This window comes from Methylotenera sp. (assembly GCF_029946165.1).
Classification (GTDB): Bacteria; Pseudomonadota; Gammaproteobacteria; order Burkholderiales; family Methylophilaceae; genus Methylotenera.
Map to the genome: position 1 here is coordinate 56614 of NZ_JAQSDZ010000018.1, position 22688 is coordinate 79301.

Sequence of the window (22688 nt, forward strand, 5' to 3'; positions counted from 1 at the left end):
ATGACACAAGCACTGACTAAAAAGCTCAGAGTTAGTAATAAGGCGATAGTTTTTTTCATATTTAAGGACTCAATGTTTAATTTTTGTAGGTCTGGTCATAATACCGCCTCAAGTGGATTTTGCAAATGAAAAAGGCCCTGAACATTCAGGGCCTCTCAAGTATATTGCTTGTTAAACTATATTATGAGTTTTTGCGTCTGCGAGCTACAAAACCCATTAAACCAAGACCTGCAAGCATCATTGCATATGATTCTGGTTCTGGTACAGGAGATGAAACATACCATGCACTACCGCCTTGTGCTTCTGTCAAACCTTGCACATGCAATGCGAATTCATCACCAACAAAGGCTACTGGACTAGCAAATGTTGCAGTGAATGATACTGTTTCATTAGCTGTTAAACGTGCTTGCTGGGGGCCAGTTAAGTCAAAGCGGAATTCCCATTGACCAGTAGGGCCACCACCTGGAGAAACACTTACAGGAGCGTCACCAACAACGTTAGAAATTACTGGCGTTAAGCCAGGATCCGTATTAACAGCAATCGCTCCAATGAAAGCACCCGTTGTGAAAATACTGTTAAGGTCAAAGGCAGTTAGCGTGAAATCGTAAACACTACCACCACCTGTTACTGACAGGCTGGCAAATGTTTCACTTGGCTGATAACTGCCAGATAGAAGTGTCCCGTAGTCTTCTGTGGTTGCCATTGCAGGCGCGGCAGCAAGCACGGTGAGGGTCAATAGCAAAGCTTTTAACTTGTTTAGCATGATTAATCTCCTTGGGGTAATTGAGTCGGCGTTAACCGTTATAAGAGTATTATCTTTGCTATAGACTTCGACAATAGTCCAAATGGACTTTGGCATTAGTCCGAATGGACTAACTAAAAAATGAAAGTTGCGCAAGAGCCATTGGCAGTTGAATATGAGGTAGTGAAGAACTATAAAAGGCTAATATTCTGATTTAAAATCAGAGCAATTGGTAGGGCGTGCGAGGATCGAACTCGCGACAAACGGATTAAGAGTTCTACAAAATAGGTATTATTGCATTTTATCTAGTTTGAAAATGTTTTATAACTTACTGTTTTATTTGTATATTTATATTAATAACATTTAATACGCTTGACGTTGTTTTAAATATCTGGCCTACTATATGGCTACTAAATTATGATTAGTAGGCTAAAGATGGCAAACAAAATAACAAAGTCCTTCGTCGATAATATCCCCTTTCCAGATACTGGACAAAACTTCTATCGTGACACCGAACTCAAAGGGTTTGGCTTGCGGGTAGGTACTGGCAGCAAGGTTTACTTTGCAGAGGGCAAGGTCGACAATAAAACAGTGCGGGTAACAATAGGTCATCATGGCGTATTTGCACCTGAGCAAGCACGCACTGAGGCAAAAGGCATTTTGGGCATGATTGCCCGCGGCATTAATCCCAATGATGCAGATAAAGCCAAAAAGGCTAAAAGTGTGACTTTAGCCGAAGTCTATACCGCTTATCTTAAAGCGCGTAATAGTCTTAAACCTCGTACGATCCAAGATTACGACCGATGTATGAAAGCCTACTTTGAAGAATGGCAAACTAAGCCATTAGCAGAGATCAATAAAGATTTAATCGAACGCAAGCATCGCGAAATTGGAGAGCGTAGCGAAGCTCAAGCAAATCTAGCGATGCGTTTTATGCGGGCCATATTTAACTTTGCACTTGGTCAATACGAGGATTCCGCTGGCAATCCAATTATTTCAGACAATCCTATCAAAAGACTATCCCAAACCCGTTCATGGTATCGCGTGGAGCGTCGCCAGACCGTTATTAAGGCTCACGACCTGCCAGCATGGTTTAAAGCCGTCAATAGCCTTCCAGACATCGCCATAGGACGCAACAAACATCTTGCGAAAGACTTTCTATTGCTACTTATTTTTACAGGGCTTAGGCGTGAGGAAGGACTAGCCCTGCAATGGAAGCTAGTCGACTTTAAGGCCAAAACACTCACTATTCCAGATCCTAAAAATAGACAAACCCACACATTGCCATTAAGTGACTTTTTATTTAATTTACTCGAAGCACGAAAAGCACAAAATAAAATTGATGCTGCAGAAAAAGGTGAGGATGAAAGTCCTTTTGTCTTTCCAGGAACGGGCGAAAAGGGCTATATGGATGATCCACAAAAGTTGATGAAAAAAGTCATTGAAATATCAGGTGTGCAATTTACACCACATGATTTACGAAGGACATTTATCACGATTGCTGAAAGTCTGGACATATCAGCCTACGCATTAAAAAGCCTTCTTAATCATAAAATGGCAAATGATATTACTGCGGGTTATATCATTGTAGATCCAGAACGATTAAGAGAGCCTATGCAAAGAATTACCAACTACCTACTAAACGCTATGGAGCAAAAGAAGAATGATTAATACATTACCCCGCCAAAGCATTTGGGAAATTGCTTGCCGATCAAATGATCTAGATCCATCTATGGTTGATATTAAAAATCTGCCTCTAAAGTTAAAAGATGCACTTAAGTCGATTGCGCGCGCCACTCATTACGATGAAAAAATGAGCGTATTAAATTCGAATGGAATTGAGAATCACAGCGCATTCCATCCAAAAACGCATAAACGATATGACCCTAAAGACATACATTCAAAAATTAATGACTGTTATGAAAAAGAGAGCTTTGATAAAGAGTTTCTAGAGACTGTTTTTATTGAAGATGAACATTTTGCAAACTGGTGTATCAATAAAAATATTCCATTACCTACATTCTGGTTCCCGAATGGCTGGAAACCATTCGACTTTGAAGAAAAAACTCTCACTGTAAATGTTGTCGATAAGGATAACAAATTAGATATAAACCTACGCCCTAGTCAGGCTGACAAAATAGCCTGTCAAGCTATAGGCAGAACATTGTGGGATATGTACCCGAACATGACTATCGCTGCCATGTGTATGCATGAAGCAATTCAAAAATATGGCAATGGCAAAATATACAAAGGTGCTCATACACTCAGAGACTGGCTAAGTGAGGTTGCGCCTGAAAACGTTAAGGGCAAAAAGGGACGCCCGAAAAAATCCGAGAGCTAGTATCTATGCGGGTCAAAAATACACGTTAAGCCAAAAAAATACATTTATGGAATTCACGTTAATTTTTTAGTTTAGCCAATCTCTTCAAACTGTGTCCACGTTATCAAACAATACGAGGACACAAACGATGCAAGTCAAACTACTAAATACAAAAGAGGCCGCTAATTATTTAAGCCTCAGCAAAGCCTTTCTCGAACGTGATCGCTGGGCAGGCGCAAAAGTACCATTTATTAAAATCAGCACTCGTGCTGTGCGTTATCGCTTAGACGATTTAGAAAAATACATCGAATCACGTATTCGCAAATCTACTAGCGATCTTGGTCGTAGCTAGGATGGCCTTCGCTAAATCAAATAGGTTTGATCCCTTTAAGCCATTCCCAGAGTCCGCATCACAAGCTGAAAAAATAGCCCATCAAGCCGATCAAGAAGGGGTTTGTGACTGGACGTTTAGGCGCCCTATTTTGAATGCACTCCCTGATCGTTTTGCGATTCCAGTCGCTAAGCGTTATACAGAAATTCATAGTACTGAAAGTCGTTTCGATGCGAATACTTATTTATTAGATACGCAAGACGATTTATCACAGTTTGCATTATCGTTATCTGCCAGTGATGATGATTTAATCAGTTACGCTAAATCAGCCGCAACTCGATGTGCTTATCATCGTAAGGTCTTGAAAGAATCAAAAGCCGCTTATGAGTTTCTAATTAGCTATATCAGTAATCGTTACAGTATAAACCCTCCCCTATTCTACACAGTTGAAACGATTAAAATCCCTGTAACCGTTACAGACGAAAATAGCACCGTTGCGGGTACAGATACCGTTACAGACAAACTTACGATCGTACGTAACGTAACGGTATCGATCGAAGGGATGCTTAATCGCTTTTGCGATGAGTATTGGTGGCGTCGTATGTTACGTAACATCACGTCACGTAACGTAGAGAAGTACTCAATTGATTTAGGCTTAGTCCATCGTTACGCTGGAATCTATATTAGCGAAGAATCAATGCAAAGACGACGCCAGCAAAAGCGCCGTAATAAGCGTGCAATGGAAAGCTGCCTGTTAACCAATGAATTAGGTCAGGAATATACCTTACTGGAACTTGCAGAGCATTCACTGGCTAATCCAGCCAATCGACGTGCTGAGTTAATGGTCAGAATTCGTGGTACGGAAGAAGTCTCCAAAAGCCTTGGACATAAGGCGGTACTGTATACGATCACGGCACCTTCTCGCATGCATGCAAGACGGTCTAAGTCAGGTGAGCCGTATCCTAAATACGATGGCACTACCCCACTAGAGGTGCAAAAGTACTTTACTAAGTTATGGGCGCAAATACGCGCGCAATTGGCCCGTGATGGGGTGATGTATTATGGGTTTAGAGTCGTGGAACCGCATCATGATGGAACGCCGCATTGGCATTTGCTGCTATTCATGACAAAACCATCGATGAAATTAGTGACTAACGTATTACGCACTTATGCCATGCGTGAAGATAGTAATGAACGAGGCGCATCTAAACACCGATTTACCGCAGTCAAAGTTGATCCTAAAAAAGGCAGCGCGACGGGTTATATCGCTAAATACATTTCTAAAAGTATTGATGGGTATGGGATTGATGAAGATTTGTATGGGTATGATGCTAAGGACTCTGCAAGGCGCATTAGTTCATGGGCGTCTATATGGGGTATCAGGCAGTTTCAGCAGCTAGGAGGGCCGCCTGTGACGCTCTATCGAGAGTTACGCCGTATTCAAGGCAATGAGCTAAGCGGTCTATTATTGGAGGCGTGGCAAGCTGCAGATAAGGGGGATTGGGAAACATTTATTAAATTAATGGGTGGCCCAAATATTAGCCGTAAGGATTGCCCATTAAAAACGGCTCGCTTATGGAGTGATGAACCTAATCGTTATTTAGAGCCTAAAGGGTTTAAAATCACTGGGGTTAATTATGGCAACGTGCTAGTACCCACTAGACTGCATCAATGGACGGTTACTTATCAAGCAAAACAGAAAGATCATAAGGGTGTTATAGAGGGGTCTAGACCCCCTCATATAGACCCCTCTAATTCCATACACTATCTAATAGATACTTCTCCATTGGATACCTCCTTAGCCCCCTTGGAGTTCTGTCAATAACTGTACGAATTTGATAAAATATAAGAGTAGATATATACGCAAATAAAACAGTTAGAGTGTATTATTTAGTAATAATTTAAATAATAATAAATATCTTTAATATGGGCTTAGAAATCAGTTTTGCTGAAAGGCAATTAAGAGACATATGTGAAAATGAAACCAAAGCAACAGAAACTTTTGGTGAGGCATGTTCAAAGATTTTATTTTCAAGACTTTCAGACTTGAAAGCAGCTGAAACAATCTACGATGTAGTTGCGGGCAATCCTACTAAAATAAGTAAATCAGAATTTTCAATTGATTTAGATAAAAAGCTAAAATTAATAATTAAAGCTAATCATTCCTCAAATCCACTAACAAATAATACTGAAATTGATTGGGCGCGGGTTAGCCGAATTAAAATAATAAGCATAACAGAAGGAAACTGCCATGACTGAAAGTGTTGTATTTAACAATGACTGGATATCTCCGACTGGGAATACAATTTTAGATATCCTTGAATCAAAAAATATTACCATTAGTGCATTTGCATCTAAAATTGGTTTTAGCATTTCTGAGGCCAACTTATTGATTCAAAGTGAAGTCGCCTTGACCGATGAATTGGCTGAAATACTTTCTGCAACTATTGGGGCTAGTAAGAGCTTTTGGATAAATAGAGAGTCACAGTTCAGACAGGATCTCGCTAGACGTCAAGTCGCAAAAATAAACTCAAAAGTAGAATCTGATTGGTTAAAAACTTTACCAATTGATGATTTAGTCATTAAGGGCTGGATTAGTAATGTAAGCACTACAACAGATAAGATAAGAGCCTGCTTAAAACTTTTTAATGTGGAAAATATTGCTGAATGGACTAAAGCCAGCGAGGAAAAATTAGCTTCATATGCTTTCAAAAAGTCAAATTCTCATAAGCAAGAATTTGGGGCGACTGCAACGTGGCTTATACAAGCAGAAATAATAGCCTCAGAAATAGAAACAGAAAATTTAGATTTAGAGTTATTTCATAAAAAGTTATCTGACATCAAGGAATTAACTAGAGAGCCAAATCCACAAATTTTTTTACCTAAATTAAGAGAGATTGCTGCTTCTTGTGGAGTAGCGATTGCAGTTGTAAAGACTCCAAAAGGCTGTCGAGCTAGCGGTGCTGCAAAAATAATCAATCCTAACAAAGCAATTTTAATCCTTAGTTTCAGATACCTAAGTGATGATCAATTTTGGTTCGCTTTTTTTCATGAGGCTGGCCATTTAATACTTCATGGAAATCAAATAATTTTCGAGAATGACAATTTATCTGCTCAAGAAACTGAAGCAAATGATTTTGCATATGAAACTTTAATTCCTAAAGAACATCAGGATGAGTTACAAAAAATATCTGCAAGTCACATAGCAATTATTAGATACTCCAGAAAATTAAATATATCTAGAGGAATAGTTGTAGGTCAACTTCAGAAGAGTGGTAAGTTAAGATTTGGTCAATTTAACAACCTTAAAATTAAGTACAATTGGTTTGGTGATTCACCTAACCACGAAATGCAATAAAATGACTTGGGCTTTTTTGCCAATTACACATTGAATCCTCTAGCACCTGCATTCCAACACCTAAGTACTCATCTAAGCTATTGTTCATTACCTCGAGTTCGCCAGCGCGTAAATTACACAAAACTGAGCCTCCAAAAAGTAGCTTTGCTCCTCTTAGCGGACCAGTCGCCCCCTTCAAGTAAGTAGAATCAGCTGTAATTGGAACAATATTCAAATTGGACAATGTGGTTAGAAAATCAAATTTCCCTGTCCTTGCAAAGGATAGTACTGAACTCATTGAGTTATACATAGCTTGAAATAACTGCTTACTATCGTTACCAACCGAATTATAAAAAACCTCTAAAAATGCTTGATGAGATCTTGTTTGCCCAATCCAACTAATATAACTATTAACTACTCTCCATGTAGATCTAGCAGATGTTGGCCTAAGCGTTTCATATTTACGATGATTACCAAAATTTCTTGCTACACCATCATTTTTTAAATTGTCATAATTACTTCTAAGCCAATCAGTAAAGTAATTAGGATTTTGACTAACCCTTTGCCAGCTCCAACAATATCCTTCACCTAATGCCCAATAAACATCTCTAATCAATTTCCAAGCCGTACGTCCATTCTTTCCAAAATGGGTAGCTAAAAAAATCAACCAAAATGCCTCATCTAAATTACCAGATTGGGAGTGGTAAACAGCCGCTTTTAATGGATCAAAATCCTCTCTAAACGATGCTTGACTAGCTGACATAGTCCGGGATTGTATATACTGATAGTATTTAACTCTTCGTATACTATCTATAATTTGAAGCAAAAAAGCGTGTCTATTTTCTTGACTAACTATTCCCTCCAACAATTGTTTTTCCGCCTCAAAAAGATTAAGAGAATTACTTAATTCTTGATATAAAGGTATATCTCTATTTCTCATCTATTTGCTTTCTTTAAATGATTCAGTAATCCAGTTTTTTATCGACGCCTTAACTTGTGAAGATACTCCAAAGCTACTTTGTAAATTATGATTAAACCCGAGAACAAGTATTTCTCTATTTAAGGTTGGGAAGTTGCAGTTGTTAATTTTAGATCTAAACGATACACCATTTACATATTTATTGTTCTTTTGATATAGCGTCCAATCAGACATAGACTTAGTTTCATATTGAATATTTGCCAACTTCTGGAAACCATCCACCACACTCTGTCCATTAAGTACGATTAACTTGATGCTAGAGCCGACCAGAACATTCTCAAGAAATACTTTAGAAAGGCCTAATAGCGAGTTCTTTTTTTCTTTACCGAGCTTTCCCCATTTTTGGTAAGTGGCGTATGGTATCAAATCAAGATGACAGGCTTTATTTTTATAAAGTGAAAAGCCAGTTCCAGATATTATGTTTTCCATATCTCGAAACCATATATTGTAGGGATTGTTTGAAAAGTAGCTCTCACAAGAATTTTGTATTAGAGTGAGATGCTCAGATGATGCATCACCCCAATGATTTAAGCCAAGTGAGCTTAGAGTATGAAACCTTCTAGCAATTCCAGAAAGCTCTCCCCCAAGTGCATCTAAAAATTCTTTATCACTTGGATTTAACCCCATAGTTGCAACAATTGAACTCTTATAGTCTCCAAAAGAAATAATAGGGGATGCGAATGGAATAATTGATAATTCTTTTACTGACTCATCTGTGAGCTGATATGTTAGCTTCTGGAGCAAACCTTCCCAATTATTTTCATACAAAGAGATCACTTTGTGTATCTCCTTTTTGTTCTAACTTATCAACTTTCTTCTTCAAATAGGTTAAATAAACATCTGATGACATATTTTTTATATATTTTCGAGCAACCATAATACTACCCGCAGTTTTTGTTAGCCTAAATATAATCAGAATCCTAGCAAAATCAGCCCAGTAATTATCAAGCTCATCAAGCACCTTGTCGTCAAAAGGTACACCCAGTCTTATGGCTTTTTCAATTTCCAGAAGCTTTTCTATTGAAGTCCAAGGGTTGCCTTCAGGCATTCTAGGCATGGGAACATTTGATTGCCAATCTTCTGCAATATACTTATGAACGCTTTCAAAATCCGTAGTATATAAATGTAAACTACCTACATAATGTTTATATTGGCCAACTGGAAGTCCTAATGAGCGAGCCATGATTTCTTGAAACATAGTAAATGCAAAAATATCGTGTGGAAGACCCTTATATGCATCATTTGATCTCATTGTAACGGACAAATGTAGGCGTTCATCTCGAATGAGGAACTGGAGTGTGCATGTACATGGGATATCCAGAGAGTTACCAACTAGATCACCAAATCCAAAAACTTGTATAACAGCCTGTCTAGTTGTTGGTTTCTTACTAAGCAGATTTAAAACTGAAAAAAATTGTCCTTTTCTATCACTCCCAAAAACTCTTGGCCCATACGCTCCATTTAAAGTTTCCCCATCATCAGAAAACTTTCGATAGATAGATAAGTAGTACTCTATAAATCCAAGGTCATTAGTACCTGAAAGATACCAAAGCAACTCTCCCAGACAGCTAAATATTGTACCTTTAATTTCTGTCCGACTTATTCTTGCATTTGGATTGTCAAGTTGAAGAAGTATTCCTGATATTTCATGAGTTTCTCCTTTGGTGGCTTTTATTTTACTTCTTGATTTTAATAAAAGTTCAAAAGTTTCCCTCATTAAATCATCTAAAATTTTGGCCTTATTGAACATTCATGATGTCTTTATTATTGTGTTCATATTGATGGAAACGTAAAATTTACTAAAATAGCATTTCTTGAAATGGCGGAGGCGTCGCAACTCTTGTTTGATCTTGCTCAAATTTAAGAAGCTTAGCGCATCTAATAATATCCTTTCTTTCACCTTCTATTGCGCCTAGCTTTAATGCGAAAATGCGAGTTTCAGTTGTGACATCATAATGGGGATAAGATGCATCAGTTTGAAACCATTCAGGTTTCAAACTAAGGGCTTTTGCAAAAGACTGAAGTTCATCAATTGAATCCGCCACCATATGACACCACTTCCTACCACGCCATTTAATTTGAACATTATCAATATATATAGCCATTGATTAACTCTCTTTATTCTTATTCTTAAGTAACTTTAACATATCCATACTTCTAGCCTGCTATATGAGTTCCAATTCCATTAATTAATATCAAGCATTTTGGCAAGAGCTGCATTATTGATAATTTTACGAAGATCTTGAGTTTAACGGGGAAATTTATTTGCAAAAGATAACGTATAGCAGCCTAAAGAATTTAGGCTACTATGTGGCTACTAGAAAATAAAATGGAAGGCCAATTAAAAGCTAACTTATTGATTTTATTGGTAGGGCGTGCGAGGATCGAACTCGCGACAAACGGATTAAGAGTCCGCTGCTCTACCAGCTGAGCTAACACCCCAAATAACTATTAAAACCAGCTGGCATTATACCAAAATTAGAAGTTAACTGTTTGCATAAGATATTAATAGCATATCTATTAACAAACCTAATCTGCATAACAAAAAAGCCTAGTCATTTCTGACTAGGCTTTGAATTGGTAGGGCGTGCGGGGATCGAACCCACGACAAACGGATTAAAAGTCCGCTGCTCTACCAGCTGAGCTAACGCCCCATTGTGAAACTAACTACTTAATGGGTAATTCTGTGTTTCTGGTATTTCTCAGAGCTACTTTGTTATTAATAAAGCATCACTTACGAAAGGGCGCAATTATGCTAGAAACTTAGTACTTGGTCAATGCTAAATTAGCAATTTATGTAAACTTTTTATATTATTAATGAGAACCACGCCATAAACCCCGCCGAATATACGTTTAGAGCAAATATCGCATGATATTTGCTCTAATTTCTAACGTATAGTTAACTATTGCTGGCTATCGCATGCCGGGCATTTTTCCGCCCATTAAATTTCCCATGCTACGCATCATTTTAGCCATGCCGCCTTTTGCGAACATTTTCATCATTTTTTGCGTTTCTTCAAACTGTTTGAGCAAACGGTTCACTTCTTGCACTTGCACGCCTGAGCCGTCTGCAATGCGTTTCTTGCGGGTTGCCTTAATCAGCTCTGGTTTGCGGCGCTCTAGGGGCGTCATGCTGTTAATAATGCCCTCTATGCGGCGAACTGCTTTATCTGCATCGTCTGGATTCATTTTATTCGCCATACCCGCCATCTGCGCGGGCATTTTATCCATCAGTGCGCCCATGCCACCCATTTTACGCATTTGTGACATTTGAGCCTTAAAGTCATCCAAATCAAAGTTTTTACCAGATTTAACTTTATCGGCGAGTTTTTGTGCCTCCGCCATGTCGACATTTTTATGCGCTTGTTCAATTAAGCTCAGCACATCGCCCATGCCCAGTATGCGTGACGCCATACGCTCTGGGTGAAACGGCTCTAGTCCATCTACCTTTTCACTTACACCGACAAATTTAATTGGCTTGCCCGTTATGTGGCGTACAGATAAAGCAGCACCGCCGCGTGAGTCACCATCCAACTTGGTGAGTATGACACCCGTCAGCGGCAATGTGTCGCCAAAGGCTTTAGCAGTATTGACGGCATCTTGACCCTGCATGGCATCGACCACAAACAGCGTTTCAATCGGGTTAAGTAATGTGTGTAGCGCTTTAATTTCCGCCATCATGGCTTCATCAATACCTAAGCGACCTGCGGTATCGAAAATAATGACATCGTAATATCCGCGCTTAGCGAAATCTAAGGCCGCGGTAGCAATATCTGCTGGCTTTTGAGTGGCATTGCTGTCAAAGCAATCAACCTCTAATTGCTTGGCCAACGTTTTAAGCTGCTCTATCGCAGCTGGGCGGTATACGTCAGCACTGGCAAGTAGCACTTTCTTTTTTTGCTCTTTTAGTAATTTTGCAAGCTTGGCTGAAGTGGTAGTTTTACCTGAGCCTTGCAAACCAGCCATCAAAATAATTGCTGGGGCAACCACTGCTAGATTCAAGCCTACATTTGCCTTACCCATTAACTCAGTAAGTTCGTCATGTACTACCTGAATAACTGCCTGCCCTGGCGTTAGACTTTGCAATACCTCTTGACCCTGCGCGCGTAGTTTAACTTGTGCAATAAACTCTTTAACCACAGGCAAGGCAACATCGGCCTCGAGCAGCGCCATACGCACTTCACGCATCGCGTCGGTGATGTTTTCTTCTGTGAGCCTAGCTTGACCACGTAAATTTTTGATGACGCCCTGTAGGCGGTCGGTTAGATTTTCTAGCATTGCATTCTCTTACAAATCATTAGATACTCGATTTTACATCAACCTATTATATTTACAGCATATTTGCGCCATAATCACGTTATGCAAAATTTAATTCCATATTTAGTCGTTTTCGTTATTTATATCGCGGTAGCAGCTGACTTTTGGCGCACCGCCAAAACAACAGACAATTCACAATCTCTTAAGCTGCATTCAGCCATGATAACGCTAGGATTAATCATTCATGGATGGTTGATCTATCAGGTGATTTTTGAACAATACTTCAATTTAGGTTTCTTTAATATGTTGTCAGCCATTGCTTGGTTAACTGTATTAATTTACTGGCTAGCTGATTTGAAACATGAGTTAACCAGTTTGCAAGCATTTGTTTTACCACCCGCAGCTGTTTTCGCAGTTTTACCAGCTACCAATTCTGTAAGTCATTTCATGCCAGTGGCTGAGTCTCCCTTATTTTTAGCCCATATCGCGATTGCGCTACTGGCCTATAGCCTTTTCACATTCGCCACATTTCATGCTTTGCTCATGACATTTGCCGAACGTGCTTTGCATAACAAGCCGACCCTATTCAAATTTCCGAGTTTTCCACCATTAATGGTAATGGAAACTTTGTTATTTAGAATCATTACCTTAGGGTTTATTCTGCTAACGGTTACGCTCATTAGCGGTATTTTATTTTCTGAGCAGATTTTTGGCAAACCAATGCAGTTTAATCACAAAACCGTATTTTCAATTGCCAGCTGGATTATTTATGGCGCCCTTTTATATGGGCGTTTCAACTATGGCTGGCGTGGTATGAAAGCTATCCGCTGGACCTTAACTGGCTTTATGTTGCTAGTACTGGCTTATGTCGGCAGTAAATTCATACTTGAAGTGGTACTTGGTAGATAATATGCTGATTAACAACTAGTCACGCAGGCTGATCTCTGGCCAAGCTTGTTCTTTTGCATATGCTGTTAATATCTCGTCTGCATCTACCGCAACTGGGTTGGTCACCAACTGCATCAATGGTAAATCATTGTGCGAATCACTGTAAAAATAGCTAACTTCGTAATCGCTTAATTTGCTAGCGCGCGCCTCTAACCACTGATTAAGGCGAATGACTTTACCTTCTTTGAAAGTCGGCACGCCAGTTACGCCACCCGTATATTCACCATTCACCATTTCAGGGTCGCTGCCAAGTAAATGTTCAATGCCGTAAGCTGTGGCGATTGGTTTTGTGACAAAGCTATTGGTGGCGGTAATGATTACGCACAAATCACCTGCGGCTTTATGCTTATCTACCAAGGTTTGCGCTTTCTTTGTCATCATTGGGCGAATCACTTTATCCATATATTTCACATGCAGTTCATCTAAGAATTTTTTAGAATGCTCTGAAAGTGGCTTTAACTGAAATGCTAAAAATTCTGTAATATTCAAGGAGCCATTTTTATAATCTTGATAAAACTGCTCGTTACGATCTTGATGTGTTTTTGCATCAAGCAAACCTTCACTGATTAAAAATAAGCTCCAGTTGTAATCGCTATCGCCTGCAAGCAAAGTGTTGTCTAAATCAAATAGTGCTAAATTTTGTTTCATATTTAAGGTCTTTTTTAAAAATCTTTGTAAATTAAATTTTATAAGCTAAAGGCTAATTAAACTTCTTTGCTAGTTTCCGATTCACTGCTTGCAGAAAGCACTAAGAAAACGCCAACCAGAATAATTGCCAGCGCTATATATTCATTGGTAGTGACCTGCTCGTTCGCAAACCAAATACCAACAATGAACGCCACTACAGGGTTAACAAAAGTATTGCTACTCGCCACTAAGGTGCGCACTGTTTTAAGTAGATATTGAAAAGCGCTATACGTCACCAAAGAGCCTAACACCACTAAAAATAACATGGCTAACCATGATTTATCACTTATGTGATTTGGCCAAGTTTCACCAAAACCTAAACTTAGCGCAAAGGCGATTAACCCACCACATAGCATTTGGCAAGCCGCGCCCATTAAGCCTTGTGGCATAGGTAAGCGCTTACCCCATACAGAACCAAAAGACCAACTCGCCGCAGCAAACATTAATAACAAGGCACTCGTAATATCGCCTTTAAAACTACCGCCCAAGTTTAATAACACGATGCCGACAAAGCCGACTGCAATGCCAAGCCATTCCTGACGGGTAATTTTGTGCCCAAAAAATGATGAGAAAATCGCCATCCATATAGGCGCAGTGGCAATTGAAAGCGCCGCAACGCTGGAAGATACGGTTAATTGAACATGTGTCACCGTACCATTACCCAACACAGGTAGCAAAAGACCTATAACTGCCGCACCACGCCATTGGCCTAAAGTGGGCATTGGGCTACCTAACAAACGCATCACCACAAACAATATTGCACCAGCCAAGGTAAAGCGTAGCCCCACCATTAGAAATGGTGGAAAACTTTCAATGGCAAAGCGAATAGCAAGATAAGTTGCACCCCAGAAAAAGTAGGTACAAAAGAGGCTAGATATGATTAATAAGGTTTGATTTTTATAAGACAAATCGATTTTTTTCAAAATATTCCTACCAATAAATTTGATAGGTGCATATAGCATGGAAACTTTATTCACGTACTGAATGCTAAACCAGAGCAAAGACAAGGCGCTTAACCGTAAACATTACTTATTGATACAGCAAGCGCCTACAACAAACACTATGCTCGTACTAAACCCTCGTTACAACTGCGGATTAAGTTTCTCAGATTTCGTGTAAAGTTTATTCAAGCCATTTAAATAGGCTTTCGCTGAGGCAATCACAATATCCGTATCGGCGCCCTGCCCGTTTACAATACGCCCTCCTTTAGCCAAACGAACTGTCACTTCACCTTGCGCATCCGTGCCGCTGGTGATGTTATTAACTGAATATAACTGCAACTCTGCACCACTATTCACTATATTTTCAATGGCTTTAAAGGTTGCATCTACAGGGCCGCCACCGTCGGCTTCGGCTTTCTTTTCTGTAGCATTATCTGAAATGGTCACAAAAGCATGAGGCACTTCTCCTGTTTGTGAAGTCACTTGTAAGTAAACTAATTTGTAATTTTCTGAGGCCTCTTGAACAAACTCATCGCTCACCAAGGCGTGCAAGTCTTCATCAAATATTTCTGATTTTTTATCGGCCAAATTTTTAAATCTTGCGAAAGCGGCATTTAAAGCGTCTTCACTGGCCAACTCAATGCCCAATTCTTTCAAGCGAGTTCTAAAAGCATTTCTGCCAGACAATTTGCCCAAGGTTAATTTATTAGCATTCCAGCCCACATCTTCCGCACGCATAATTTCGTAAGTCTCGCGGTGCTTCAACACGCCATCTTGATGGATGCCGCTTTCATGGGCAAAGGCATTTGCACCCACAATCGCCTTGTTTGGTTGCACAGGGTAACCTGTAATGCTTGAAACCAATTTACTAGCTGCTACGATTTGCGTTGCATCAATACGCGTAGTTAAATTAAAAACATCACTACGGGTTTTAATCGCCATCACAACTTCTTCTAAACTGGCGTTGCCCGCGCGCTCACCCAAGCCGTTAATGGTACATTCCACTTGGCGTGCACCATTCATTACTGCGGCCAATGAGTTAGCCACAGCCATGCCCAAATCGTTATGGCAATGCGTAGACCACACCACTTTGTCGCTATTTTTCACGCGCTTAATTAATGTTGCCATGCGCTCGCCCCAAGGTGCGGGGATTGAATAGCCAACTGTATCTGGTACGTTAATAGTCGTTGCACCCGCCTCAATAACCGCATCAAACACGCGTACTAAAAAGTCCATCTCTGAGCGAACTGCATCTTCGGCTGAAAACTCTACGTCTTTGGTATACTCCAACGCCCATTTAACAGCTTGCACGGCACGCTCGACCACTTGGTCTTCTGTCATGCGCAATTTGTTTTCCATGTGAATTTTGCTGGTAGCAATAAATGTATGAATGCGGCCACTTGCGGCATGTTTAATCGCTTCGCCTGCACGTCGCACATCATTTTCACTCGCTCGAGCCAAAGAACAAACCGTTGAGTTTTTAATGATTTTGGCGATTTCAGAAATCGATTCAAAATCACCTGGGCTTGCAGCGGCAAAGCCTGCTTCAATCACGTTAACTCCCAATTTTTCAAGTTGACGCGCAATACGGATTTTTTCCTCTTTGGTCATTGCGGCGCCTGGGCTTTGTTCGCCATCGCGCAAAGTGGTGTCAAAAATAATAATTTGATCTTGTTTAGCTACTTGATTCATCGCTGTGTTCATGGTCATTACCTATCTTTTATTCTGTTTAATTTTAGCGCTATTTAACTCAAATGCATTGAGCACAAATAATAGCATTTCGCTGCGATTATTACGCAACGGCATTTAATACAATGGGGTGTGGGGGTTTAGTTTGCGCGCTAGCGCAGGTTGTTGCTACGGAGCGCAGCAGTACGTAACGCAAAAAGTTTACGCAATAACAATGCGCTAGCGATAACGCTAGCCGCATAAATAACTGATGAAATATGTGAAATAAACATAGTGATAGAAATATAGTATTTTTTACAAAGTTGTGCAAGTGATTAATTTGACTGACTCAAGTTCAAATCACTAGTGTTTTGCGAAATCCCAAAATACGTAGCTAACGATTTACTCAGGTTTAACTTTCTCAAATTTTTCCATTACCCACATGACGTAACCTGACAACGCATAAGAGGCCATCACGAACAACAAGACCTCTGGCGGGCTGTATGAAATCAACACTATCACCAACATAATGGCCAAAATAACAAAAAATGGCACGCTTTCTTTTAGGTTGATGTCTTTACCACTGTAATAGCGTAAATCACTCACCATAGAAAGGCCAGCAAATATAGTTAAACCCCAAGCCATCCATTTCCATTGCAATACACCAAAGAACACATCGCGGCCACTCACGCCGTATTCGTATGAAACCCATACAAAGCCAGCCAGCAACGCAGCTGCGCCAGGGCTTGGTAAGCCTTGAAAATAGCGTTTATCTTGATTATCATCTTCTAATTTAGTGTTAAATCTAGCTAATCGCAAGGCAGCACAAGCACAATAAGTAAAAGCCGCAAGCCAGCCCAGTTTACCCAACGGCTTTAATGCCCATATATATAGAATAAGTGCAGGTGCCACGCCAAAAGACACCATATCTGAAAGGCTATCATATTCTGCACCAAAAGCGCTTTGAGTATTAGTCATGCGGGCTACACGACCATCTAGGCCATCTAATACCATCGCTACAAATACCGCAATTGCGGCAAGCTCAAAGTTTCCATTCATGGCCTGCACAATGGCAAAAAAACCTGAAAACAGTGCAGCGGAAGTAAACAAATTTGGCAATAAATAAATGCCGCGTTGGCGCAATGTGGCGCTATCGCTGTCTCTACGCTTTGTTTTCTCGCTATATTCAATCTTGTCGTTAGGTTCAGCCATGCGTGGAAATCTTCAATAAATTAAGTTGAGTTGTAATAATAAACACTTTTTACTTAAGGCGTAAAATAATAACGCACTAAGTGAAAGAAAACTGGCGCAGCAAAACTCACTGAATCCATTCTATCTAACATGCCGCCGTGACCTTCTATCATATTACCCCAATCCTTAGCACCTAAACTTCGTTTAATGGCAGACATTACTAAGCCGCCCAAAAAGCCCATCGTTACGATAACCGTAGCCATGCCTGCGCTTTGTATTGGTGTAAATGGCGTAATCCACCATAAACCAGTTCCGACTAAAATCGTAGATAAACCCCCGCCAATCAGACCTTCCAGCGTCTTATTCGGGCTAACGATAGGTGCAACTTTTGTTTTACCAAACAAGTTACCGAAGACATATTGCAACACATCGCTCAATTGAACGATTAGCAAAAAGTAAAACAACAGTAAGGTATTTTGACCTTCAAAGTTTGTAATTGTTAGCAAAAGCAAGGCGGGTGCATGGCTGATGCAATATATGGCAATCATCACGCCCCATTGAATTTTGGCTGCACGCTCTAAGAAATGCTCAGTGTCCTGCGCTAGCACTGAAATTGAAGGCATCAATAAAAAAGCATAAACCGGAATCAGCACACTAAACAAGCCGTACCAATCGGAGTAAATCAAATAATAATGTAAAGGTATTAACAGAAAGAAAGCCAACGATAAGGTGCGATGATCGCCTGCGCGCGTTGGTGTAAGTGTCATAAACTCACGCAGTGCAAAATACGAAATAAAACCAAATAGAATAATGGTGCCCAACTTGCCTGCCAAAAAGGCTATAACAAGAATTGCCACCATTACCCACCAAGCATTCACCCTAGAAACAAGGTTATTAATCAGCTTTAAAGATTTTTCTAACGGGTTATTTTTGGCTAATGTCTTGCGCTTTAGCGCCCAACCAATAATGGAAGCAACAAGCAATAATGTAGCTACCGCACTAATAAGCCAATAAAATTTATGTGTTGGGTCTAGCGTTACAAGCGTGTTAGCAAGCTCAGTTAACATATTTCTACTCTCATAAATAATTTACCCTAAATCAAACTCAGTATTGCAGCACGAGCGCGCGTTAAAAATGTCTTTTTATGCTCATCTGCTTGCCATGTAAGAGTGGCACCGAAACGCACCGTACAAATTAACGGTACCGGTAAATAACTACCCTTAGGCATGCTGCGATGCAGTGTATCCAAATAAACAGGGATGAGTTTCACCTCAGGAAAGGCCTCTGCCAAATGATACAAACCACCTTTAAAATCGCTAGGTTCAGCCTGCGCCTTACGAGTGCCTTCTGGAAAAAGAATCAAAGAATCACCCGCTGCAAGTGCGGCTAGTAGCGGCGCTAATGGATCACTATGGCGCGAAACTTCCCGCTCAATTAACACTGCATTCAGCACTTTTAATGCAATAAATTGTTTAACTTTGCCGCGCCCCCAGTAATCCTTAGCGGCTACTGGTCTGGTTTTTGCGCGAATATTTGCAGGTAATGCGACCCATAAAGCCAGTGTATCTAAATGACTAGTGTGATTAGTAAAATAAATACTTTGTGCAAAACTAGGCGCAGCACCCACCCAGCGCGGATGAGCGCCGACTAATAGCCTAACTAAAGCTATCATGGCTAATCGGGTAATATTTATGAGCATATTGGCTAAGTTAATGAATCAACATTGAATTTTTATAGCTTTTTATTGTGGTTTATTGATACAAAAATGAGTATAGCAAAGGCTTGTGATAAAATCGCGGGTTCTTAAAAGACGGTTCAAATATAGCCTTACCATGCAATTTACCTTACACAAACAAGATGGCCTTGCCCGCCGCGGCACTGTTCACTTAGCGCACGGCGATGTGCAAACCCCAGCCTTTATGCCAGTGGGCACATACGGCACGGTTAAAGCTATGTCACCACTCGAGCTTGAAGAAATTGATGCGCACATCGTTTTAGGCAACACTTTTCACCTGTGGCTACGCCCAGGCCTAGAAGTGATTGCAGCGCATGGCGGATTGCATAAATTCATGGGCTGGGATGGCCCAATACTGACCGATTCTGGCGGGTTTCAAGTATTCAGCTTAGGCGCGATGCGTAAAATCACTGAAGAAGGCGTAAAGTTTAAAAGCCCAATCAATGGCGATACCTGCTTTTTAACGCCAGAAGAGTCTATGCGCATTCAAAAAGTGTTAAATAGTGACATCGTGATGATTTTTGACGAATGCACGCCGTTTCCAGCGACATTAAAAGAAGCTAACGATTCAATGCAGCTTTCGCTGCGCTGGGCAAAACGCAGCAAAGACGCACACCAAGGCAATAGCAACGCACTATTCGGTATTATTCAAGGCGGCATGTACGAAGAGTTACGCGATGTTTCGCTAGCTGGTTTAACTGAAATTGATTTTGATGGCTTTGCTATTGGCGGTTTATCCGTAGGCGAGCCTAAAGAAGATATGTTGCGCATTCTCGCGCACACCGCGCCTAAAATGCCGCAAAACAAACCGCGCTACCTAATGGGTGTAGGCACACCTGAAGATTTAGTCGCAGCAGTTTCGCAAGGGATTGATATGTTCGACTGCGTGATGCCAACTCGCAACGCGCGCAATGGCTGGCTATTCACGCAATATGGCGACGTAAAAATTAAAAATACTCGCTATAAAACTGACACCCAACCCTTAGATGCTGATTGCACTTGCTACACCTGCCAAAACTTTAGCCGTGCTTATTTGCACCACTTACACAGAGTAGGTGAAATTCTAGGCGCACGCTTAAACACCATACACAATCTGCATTACTACCAAGTGCTGATGCAAAGTATGCGTAGCGCGATTGAAGCTGGCACATTTGAGGCATTTAAAACAGAATTTGCAATTAAGCGCACTCAGCTCAATACCTAAATAACGCTAGAGTGACGAGTCTGCAATAAATAACAGTCTGTGCTAAAATCCGAAGCTAATTTTTACAATATCCAGTTCATTTTTAAAGAGAGTTCAACGTGTTTATTTCAAATGCATACGCAGCAAGCGCTACAACAGGTAGCGATTTAATGAGTTTTCTTCCACTCGTTGTTATTTTTGTATTGTTTTTCTTCATGATCATTCGTCCGCAAATGAAAGCAGCAAAAGTACAGCGCGAAATGATTACCGCTTTGCAAAAAGGTGATGAAGTGGTAACCAGCGGCGGCATTGTAGGCAAAGTGACTAAAGTAACCGAGTCTTTTGTGAGCCTTGAGATTGCCGCTAATACTGAAATTACTGTGCAAAAACAAGCGGTACAAAGCGCTCTACCAAAAGGTACGATTAAGAGCATTTAACCACTACAGATTTAAGCCTTTTTCAACACCACAACGTTATTAAATAGAGCTAACTATGAACCGCTATCCAATGTGGAAAAACATCCTTGTTGCAGTCATGATTTTGATTGGGCTGATTTACACGATTCCAAATTTCTTTGGTGAATCTCCAGCCGTACAGATCACTCCTGCCAAAAGTACCACCAAGCTTGATTCAGCTTTACTGAGCAAAGTTGAGGATATTTTTAAGCAAGAGAAAATCGAATACGATGGCGTATATCAAGATGCACGTGGTGTTAAAGCCCGCTTTAATAACACCGATACTCAAATCCGCGCTAAAGATGTGCTTCAAGCAAATTTAGGCTCTGATTACACAGTTGCGTTAAACTTACTTTCTCGATCACCAGACTGGTTGCGTAGCTTGGGTGCTAAACCTATGTACTTGGGTTTAGATTTACGTGGTGGCGTGCACTTTTTAATGCAAGTAGATATGAAAGCCGCATTAAGTAAAGCGGCTGAACGTTTTGTAGGTGATTTCAAAATTGCACTGCGTAAAGAGCGTATTTCTTACGTTGGCGTATCGCGCGAAGGTGAGACAGTGCAAATTCGTTTTAATAACACGGATGAGTTAACTAAAGCCCGAGCACTGATTGCAAAAGAATATCCTAACTTAACACTTGAAGAATCAACCATTGGCGAAGAAAAAACTTTAAAGGCTTCACTTAATTTAGTTGAGCAAAAATCAATTCAAGATTTTGCTATTAAACAAAATATTCAAACACTACATAATCGTATCAACGAATTAGGGGTAGCGGAACCCATCATTCAACAACAAGGTGCTGACCGCGTAGTTGTCCAGTTGCCTGGCGTACAAGATACTGCAAAAGCGAAAGAAATTTTAGGTCGTACTGCGACACTAGAAATTCGTATGGTTGATGAAGAAAAAAGCGATGCGGCTACATTAGAAAAAGCTGAAAAAGGTCAAGCTCCGATAGGGGACGATGTATTTAAAGATCGTGATGGTCGCGCAGTTTTGGTTAAAAAGAACGTAGTACTAACTGGTGATTACATTACTGATGCAGGCCCAGGCGTAGATGGTCAATCAGGCAGATCAACCGTTAATGTTACCTTAGATGCTCGCGGTGCACGTATTTTTCAGCAAGTGACTCGTGAAAACGTGGGCAAACGCATGGCGATATTGCTAATTGAAAAAGGCAGTACCGAGGTGATTACCGCTCCAACAATTAACGAAGAAATTGGTGGTGGTCGTGTACAAATTTCAGGTATGGCAAACACACAAGAAGCTACTGACGTTGCCTTACTGCTGCGTGCTGGTGCGCTTGCAGCGCCTATGGATATCGTTGAAGAACGTACCGTTGGCCCTAGTATGGGACAAGACAATATCACTCGCGGCATCCATTCAACGCTATGGGGGTTTGCCGCAATTGCAGTGATGATGATTGTTTACTACTTAGCATTTGGTGCAGTTTCAGTAACAGCGCTAGCGATTAACCTGCTACTTCTGGTTGCGATTTTATCTATGTTACAAGCAACCCTTACCCTGCCAGGCTTGGCGGCGATTGCCCTAGCACTTGGTATGGCAATTGATGCTAACGTGTTAATTAACGAACGTATTCGTGAAGAAATGCGTAATGGCAACACGCCACAAGCTAGCATTCATGCTGGATACGAGCGCGCATGGGATACCATTTTAGACTCAAACGTAACGACGTTGATTGCAGGTTTGGCCTTATTCATGTTTGGTACAGGCCCAATTAAAGGCTTTGCGGTAGTTCACGTGTTGGGTATTTTGACTTCCATGTTTAGTGCTGTGCTGGTATCTCGTGCATTGGTAAACTTCATTTACGGTTATCGCCGTAAGCTTACCAAGCTGTCAATTGGTCAAATCTACAAAGCTTAAGCGCAAACTTTTTAAAAGATTAGAGTAAATAC

General features: G+C 40.5%; 22 protein-coding genes and 2 tRNA genes. 10 read left to right on the forward strand and 14 right to left on the reverse strand.

The window, feature by feature from the left end; all coding sequences use genetic code 11:
- Positions 1 to 181 precede the first annotated feature (181 nt).
- Positions 182 to 763: an FxDxF family PEP-CTERM protein gene (locus PSV17_RS09840; protein WP_300482093.1), complete on the reverse strand. Its 582-nt coding sequence runs from the start codon at positions 761 to 763 to the stop codon at positions 182 to 184.
- A 414-nt stretch (positions 764 to 1177) separates the two neighbouring features.
- Between PSV17_RS09840 and PSV17_RS09845 the strand changes: the two genes are divergently transcribed.
- From PSV17_RS09845 to PSV17_RS09870, 6 genes are all read left to right on the forward strand, one after another.
- Positions 1178 to 2413 (forward strand): integrase family protein, encoded by a 1236-nt coding sequence (locus tag PSV17_RS09845; protein ID WP_300482095.1) that lies wholly within the window; start codon positions 1178 to 1180, stop codon positions 2411 to 2413.
- Complete coding sequence (locus PSV17_RS09850; protein ID WP_300482097.1) at positions 2406 to 3083, forward strand: hypothetical protein; 678 nt, start codon at positions 2406 to 2408, stop codon at positions 3081 to 3083. Before PSV17_RS09845 ends, PSV17_RS09850 begins: the two co-directional genes overlap by 8 nt.
- Positions 3084 to 3210: 127 nt before the next feature.
- Positions 3211 to 3414 carry a helix-turn-helix domain-containing protein gene (locus PSV17_RS09855; RefSeq protein ID WP_300482099.1) on the forward strand — a complete coding sequence of 68 codons (204 nt, stop codon included), beginning with the start codon at positions 3211 to 3213 and terminating at the stop codon, positions 3412 to 3414.
- A gap of 1 nt (position 3415) precedes the next feature.
- Entirely contained in the window at positions 3416 to 5218 is a 1803-nt protein-coding gene (locus PSV17_RS09860; protein ID WP_300482100.1) for a replication endonuclease, read from the forward strand.
- 101 nt (positions 5219 to 5319) lie between these two features.
- Positions 5320 to 5652 carry a hypothetical protein gene (locus tag PSV17_RS09865; RefSeq protein WP_300482102.1) on the forward strand — a complete coding sequence of 111 codons (333 nt, stop codon included), beginning with the start codon at positions 5320 to 5322 and terminating at the stop codon, positions 5650 to 5652.
- The gene (locus tag PSV17_RS09870; protein ID WP_300482103.1) at positions 5645 to 6751 is read left to right on the forward strand and encodes an ImmA/IrrE family metallo-endopeptidase; all 1107 of its coding nucleotides are present in this window, start codon (positions 5645 to 5647) and stop codon (positions 6749 to 6751) included. Before PSV17_RS09865 ends, PSV17_RS09870 begins: the two co-directional genes overlap by 8 nt.
- Here the strand turns inward: PSV17_RS09870 and PSV17_RS09875 are convergent.
- From PSV17_RS09875 to ffh, 7 genes are all read right to left on the reverse strand, one after another.
- Entirely contained in the window at positions 6732 to 7670 is a 939-nt protein-coding gene (locus tag PSV17_RS09875; protein ID WP_300482105.1) for a hypothetical protein, read from the reverse strand. The two genes, PSV17_RS09870 and PSV17_RS09875, sit on opposite strands and share 20 nt — an antisense overlap.
- Positions 7671 to 8477, reverse strand: coding sequence for a hypothetical protein (locus PSV17_RS09880; RefSeq protein ID WP_300482108.1), 807 nt, complete (start codon positions 8475 to 8477; stop codon positions 7671 to 7673). It abuts the gene before it with no gap.
- On the reverse strand, positions 8470 to 9459 hold the full coding sequence (locus PSV17_RS09885; RefSeq protein ID WP_300482110.1) for a thymidylate synthase: 990 nt from the start codon (positions 9457 to 9459) through the stop codon (positions 8470 to 8472). The genes PSV17_RS09880 and PSV17_RS09885 overlap by 8 nt, the downstream gene beginning before the upstream one ends.
- 49 nt (positions 9460 to 9508) lie before the next feature.
- Positions 9509 to 9814, reverse strand: a complete 306-nt coding sequence (locus PSV17_RS09890; protein WP_300482112.1) for a DUF4031 domain-containing protein — start codon at positions 9812 to 9814, stop codon at positions 9509 to 9511.
- Between the two features lie 261 nt (positions 9815 to 10075).
- Positions 10076 to 10151, reverse strand: a tRNA-Lys gene (locus PSV17_RS09895).
- A gap of 136 nt (positions 10152 to 10287) precedes the next feature.
- Positions 10288 to 10363: transfer RNA gene (locus PSV17_RS09900), tRNA-Lys, on the reverse strand.
- Positions 10364 to 10622: 259 nt separating this feature from the next.
- Positions 10623 to 11987, reverse strand: a complete 1365-nt coding sequence (ffh, locus tag PSV17_RS09905) for a signal recognition particle protein (protein ID WP_300482115.1) — start codon at positions 11985 to 11987, stop codon at positions 10623 to 10625.
- A gap of 81 nt (positions 11988 to 12068) precedes the next feature.
- Between ffh and ccsA the strand changes: the two genes are divergently transcribed.
- The gene (ccsA, locus tag PSV17_RS09910; protein WP_300482118.1) at positions 12069 to 12875 is read left to right on the forward strand and encodes a cytochrome c biogenesis protein CcsA; all 807 of its coding nucleotides are present in this window, start codon (positions 12069 to 12071) and stop codon (positions 12873 to 12875) included.
- Between the two features lie 15 nt (positions 12876 to 12890).
- On the opposite strand, the gene PSV17_RS09915 is transcribed toward ccsA, so the two are convergent.
- The 6 genes from PSV17_RS09915 to PSV17_RS09940 all read right to left on the reverse strand — a co-directional run bounded on the left by PSV17_RS09915 (position 12891) and on the right by PSV17_RS09940 (position 19100).
- Positions 12891 to 13562, reverse strand: a complete 672-nt coding sequence (locus PSV17_RS09915) for an HAD family hydrolase (protein WP_300482121.1) — start codon at positions 13560 to 13562, stop codon at positions 12891 to 12893.
- Positions 13563 to 13618: 56 nt separating this feature from the next.
- Positions 13619 to 14509, reverse strand: a complete 891-nt coding sequence (gene yedA / locus PSV17_RS09920; RefSeq protein ID WP_300482323.1) for a drug/metabolite exporter YedA — start codon at positions 14507 to 14509, stop codon at positions 13619 to 13621.
- Between the two features lie 174 nt (positions 14510 to 14683).
- Positions 14684 to 16246: a 2-isopropylmalate synthase gene (locus tag PSV17_RS09925; protein ID WP_300482325.1), complete on the reverse strand. Its 1563-nt coding sequence runs from the start codon at positions 16244 to 16246 to the stop codon at positions 14684 to 14686.
- Between the two features lie 366 nt (positions 16247 to 16612).
- Positions 16613 to 17422 (reverse strand): CDP-diacylglycerol--serine O-phosphatidyltransferase, encoded by an 810-nt coding sequence (gene pssA / locus PSV17_RS09930; RefSeq protein ID WP_300482123.1) that lies wholly within the window; start codon positions 17420 to 17422, stop codon positions 16613 to 16615.
- A 53-nt stretch (positions 17423 to 17475) separates the two neighbouring features.
- Positions 17476 to 18468: a phosphatidate cytidylyltransferase gene (locus PSV17_RS09935; RefSeq protein WP_300482125.1), complete on the reverse strand. Its 993-nt coding sequence runs from the start codon at positions 18466 to 18468 to the stop codon at positions 17476 to 17478.
- 26 nt (positions 18469 to 18494) lie between these two features.
- Positions 18495 to 19100 (reverse strand): lysophospholipid acyltransferase family protein, encoded by a 606-nt coding sequence (locus PSV17_RS09940; RefSeq protein ID WP_300482128.1) that lies wholly within the window; start codon positions 19098 to 19100, stop codon positions 18495 to 18497.
- Between the two features lie 133 nt (positions 19101 to 19233).
- Between PSV17_RS09940 and tgt the strand changes: the two genes are divergently transcribed.
- From tgt to secD, 3 genes are all read left to right on the forward strand, one after another.
- Positions 19234 to 20340 carry a tRNA guanosine(34) transglycosylase Tgt gene (gene tgt, locus PSV17_RS09945; RefSeq protein WP_300482130.1) on the forward strand — a complete coding sequence of 369 codons (1107 nt, stop codon included), beginning with the start codon at positions 19234 to 19236 and terminating at the stop codon, positions 20338 to 20340.
- Positions 20341 to 20438: 98 nt separating this feature from the next.
- Positions 20439 to 20756, forward strand: a complete 318-nt coding sequence (yajC, locus tag PSV17_RS09950) for a preprotein translocase subunit YajC (protein ID WP_300482133.1) — start codon at positions 20439 to 20441, stop codon at positions 20754 to 20756.
- A gap of 55 nt (positions 20757 to 20811) precedes the next feature.
- The gene (gene secD, locus PSV17_RS09955) at positions 20812 to 22656 is read left to right on the forward strand and encodes a protein translocase subunit SecD (RefSeq protein WP_300482135.1); all 1845 of its coding nucleotides are present in this window, start codon (positions 20812 to 20814) and stop codon (positions 22654 to 22656) included.
- Positions 22657 to 22688 lie beyond the last annotated feature (32 nt).

What these genes read in the sequence shown, in the direction of transcription:
- PSV17_RS09840 (WP_300482093.1), bottom strand. Translation starts at nt 763, where the DNA reads ATGCTAAACAAGTTAAAAGCTTTGCTATTGACCCTCACCGTGCTTGCT.
- PSV17_RS09845 (WP_300482095.1), top strand. Translation starts at nt 1,178, where the DNA reads ATGGCAAACAAAATAACAAAGTCCTTCGTCGATAATATCCCCTTTCCA.
- PSV17_RS09850 (WP_300482097.1), top strand. Translation starts at nt 2,406, where the DNA reads ATGATTAATACATTACCCCGCCAAAGCATTTGGGAAATTGCTTGCCGA.
- PSV17_RS09855 (WP_300482099.1), top strand. Translation starts at nt 3,211, where the DNA reads ATGCAAGTCAAACTACTAAATACAAAAGAGGCCGCTAATTATTTAAGC.
- PSV17_RS09860 (WP_300482100.1), top strand. Translation starts at nt 3,416, where the DNA reads ATGGCCTTCGCTAAATCAAATAGGTTTGATCCCTTTAAGCCATTCCCA.
- PSV17_RS09865 (WP_300482102.1), top strand. Translation starts at nt 5,320, where the DNA reads ATGGGCTTAGAAATCAGTTTTGCTGAAAGGCAATTAAGAGACATATGT.
- PSV17_RS09870 (WP_300482103.1), top strand. Translation starts at nt 5,645, where the DNA reads ATGACTGAAAGTGTTGTATTTAACAATGACTGGATATCTCCGACTGGG.
- PSV17_RS09875 (WP_300482105.1), bottom strand. Translation starts at nt 7,670, where the DNA reads ATGAGAAATAGAGATATACCTTTATATCAAGAATTAAGTAATTCTCTT.
- PSV17_RS09885 (WP_300482110.1), bottom strand. Translation starts at nt 9,459, where the DNA reads ATGTTCAATAAGGCCAAAATTTTAGATGATTTAATGAGGGAAACTTTT.
- PSV17_RS09890 (WP_300482112.1), bottom strand. Translation starts at nt 9,814, where the DNA reads ATGGCTATATATATTGATAATGTTCAAATTAAATGGCGTGGTAGGAAG.
- ffh (WP_300482115.1), bottom strand. Translation starts at nt 11,987, where the DNA reads ATGCTAGAAAATCTAACCGACCGCCTACAGGGCGTCATCAAAAATTTA.
- ccsA (WP_300482118.1), top strand. Translation starts at nt 12,069, where the DNA reads ATGCAAAATTTAATTCCATATTTAGTCGTTTTCGTTATTTATATCGCG.
- PSV17_RS09915 (WP_300482121.1), bottom strand. Translation starts at nt 13,562, where the DNA reads ATGAAACAAAATTTAGCACTATTTGATTTAGACAACACTTTGCTTGCA.
- PSV17_RS09925 (WP_300482325.1), bottom strand. Translation starts at nt 16,246, where the DNA reads ATGAACACAGCGATGAATCAAGTAGCTAAACAAGATCAAATTATTATT.
- pssA (WP_300482123.1), bottom strand. Translation starts at nt 17,422, where the DNA reads ATGGCTGAACCTAACGACAAGATTGAATATAGCGAGAAAACAAAGCGT.
- PSV17_RS09935 (WP_300482125.1), bottom strand. Translation starts at nt 18,468, where the DNA reads ATGTTAACTGAGCTTGCTAACACGCTTGTAACGCTAGACCCAACACAT.
- PSV17_RS09940 (WP_300482128.1), bottom strand. Translation starts at nt 19,100, where the DNA reads ATGCTCATAAATATTACCCGATTAGCCATGATAGCTTTAGTTAGGCTA.
- tgt (WP_300482130.1), top strand. Translation starts at nt 19,234, where the DNA reads ATGCAATTTACCTTACACAAACAAGATGGCCTTGCCCGCCGCGGCACT.
- secD (WP_300482135.1), top strand. Translation starts at nt 20,812, where the DNA reads ATGAACCGCTATCCAATGTGGAAAAACATCCTTGTTGCAGTCATGATT.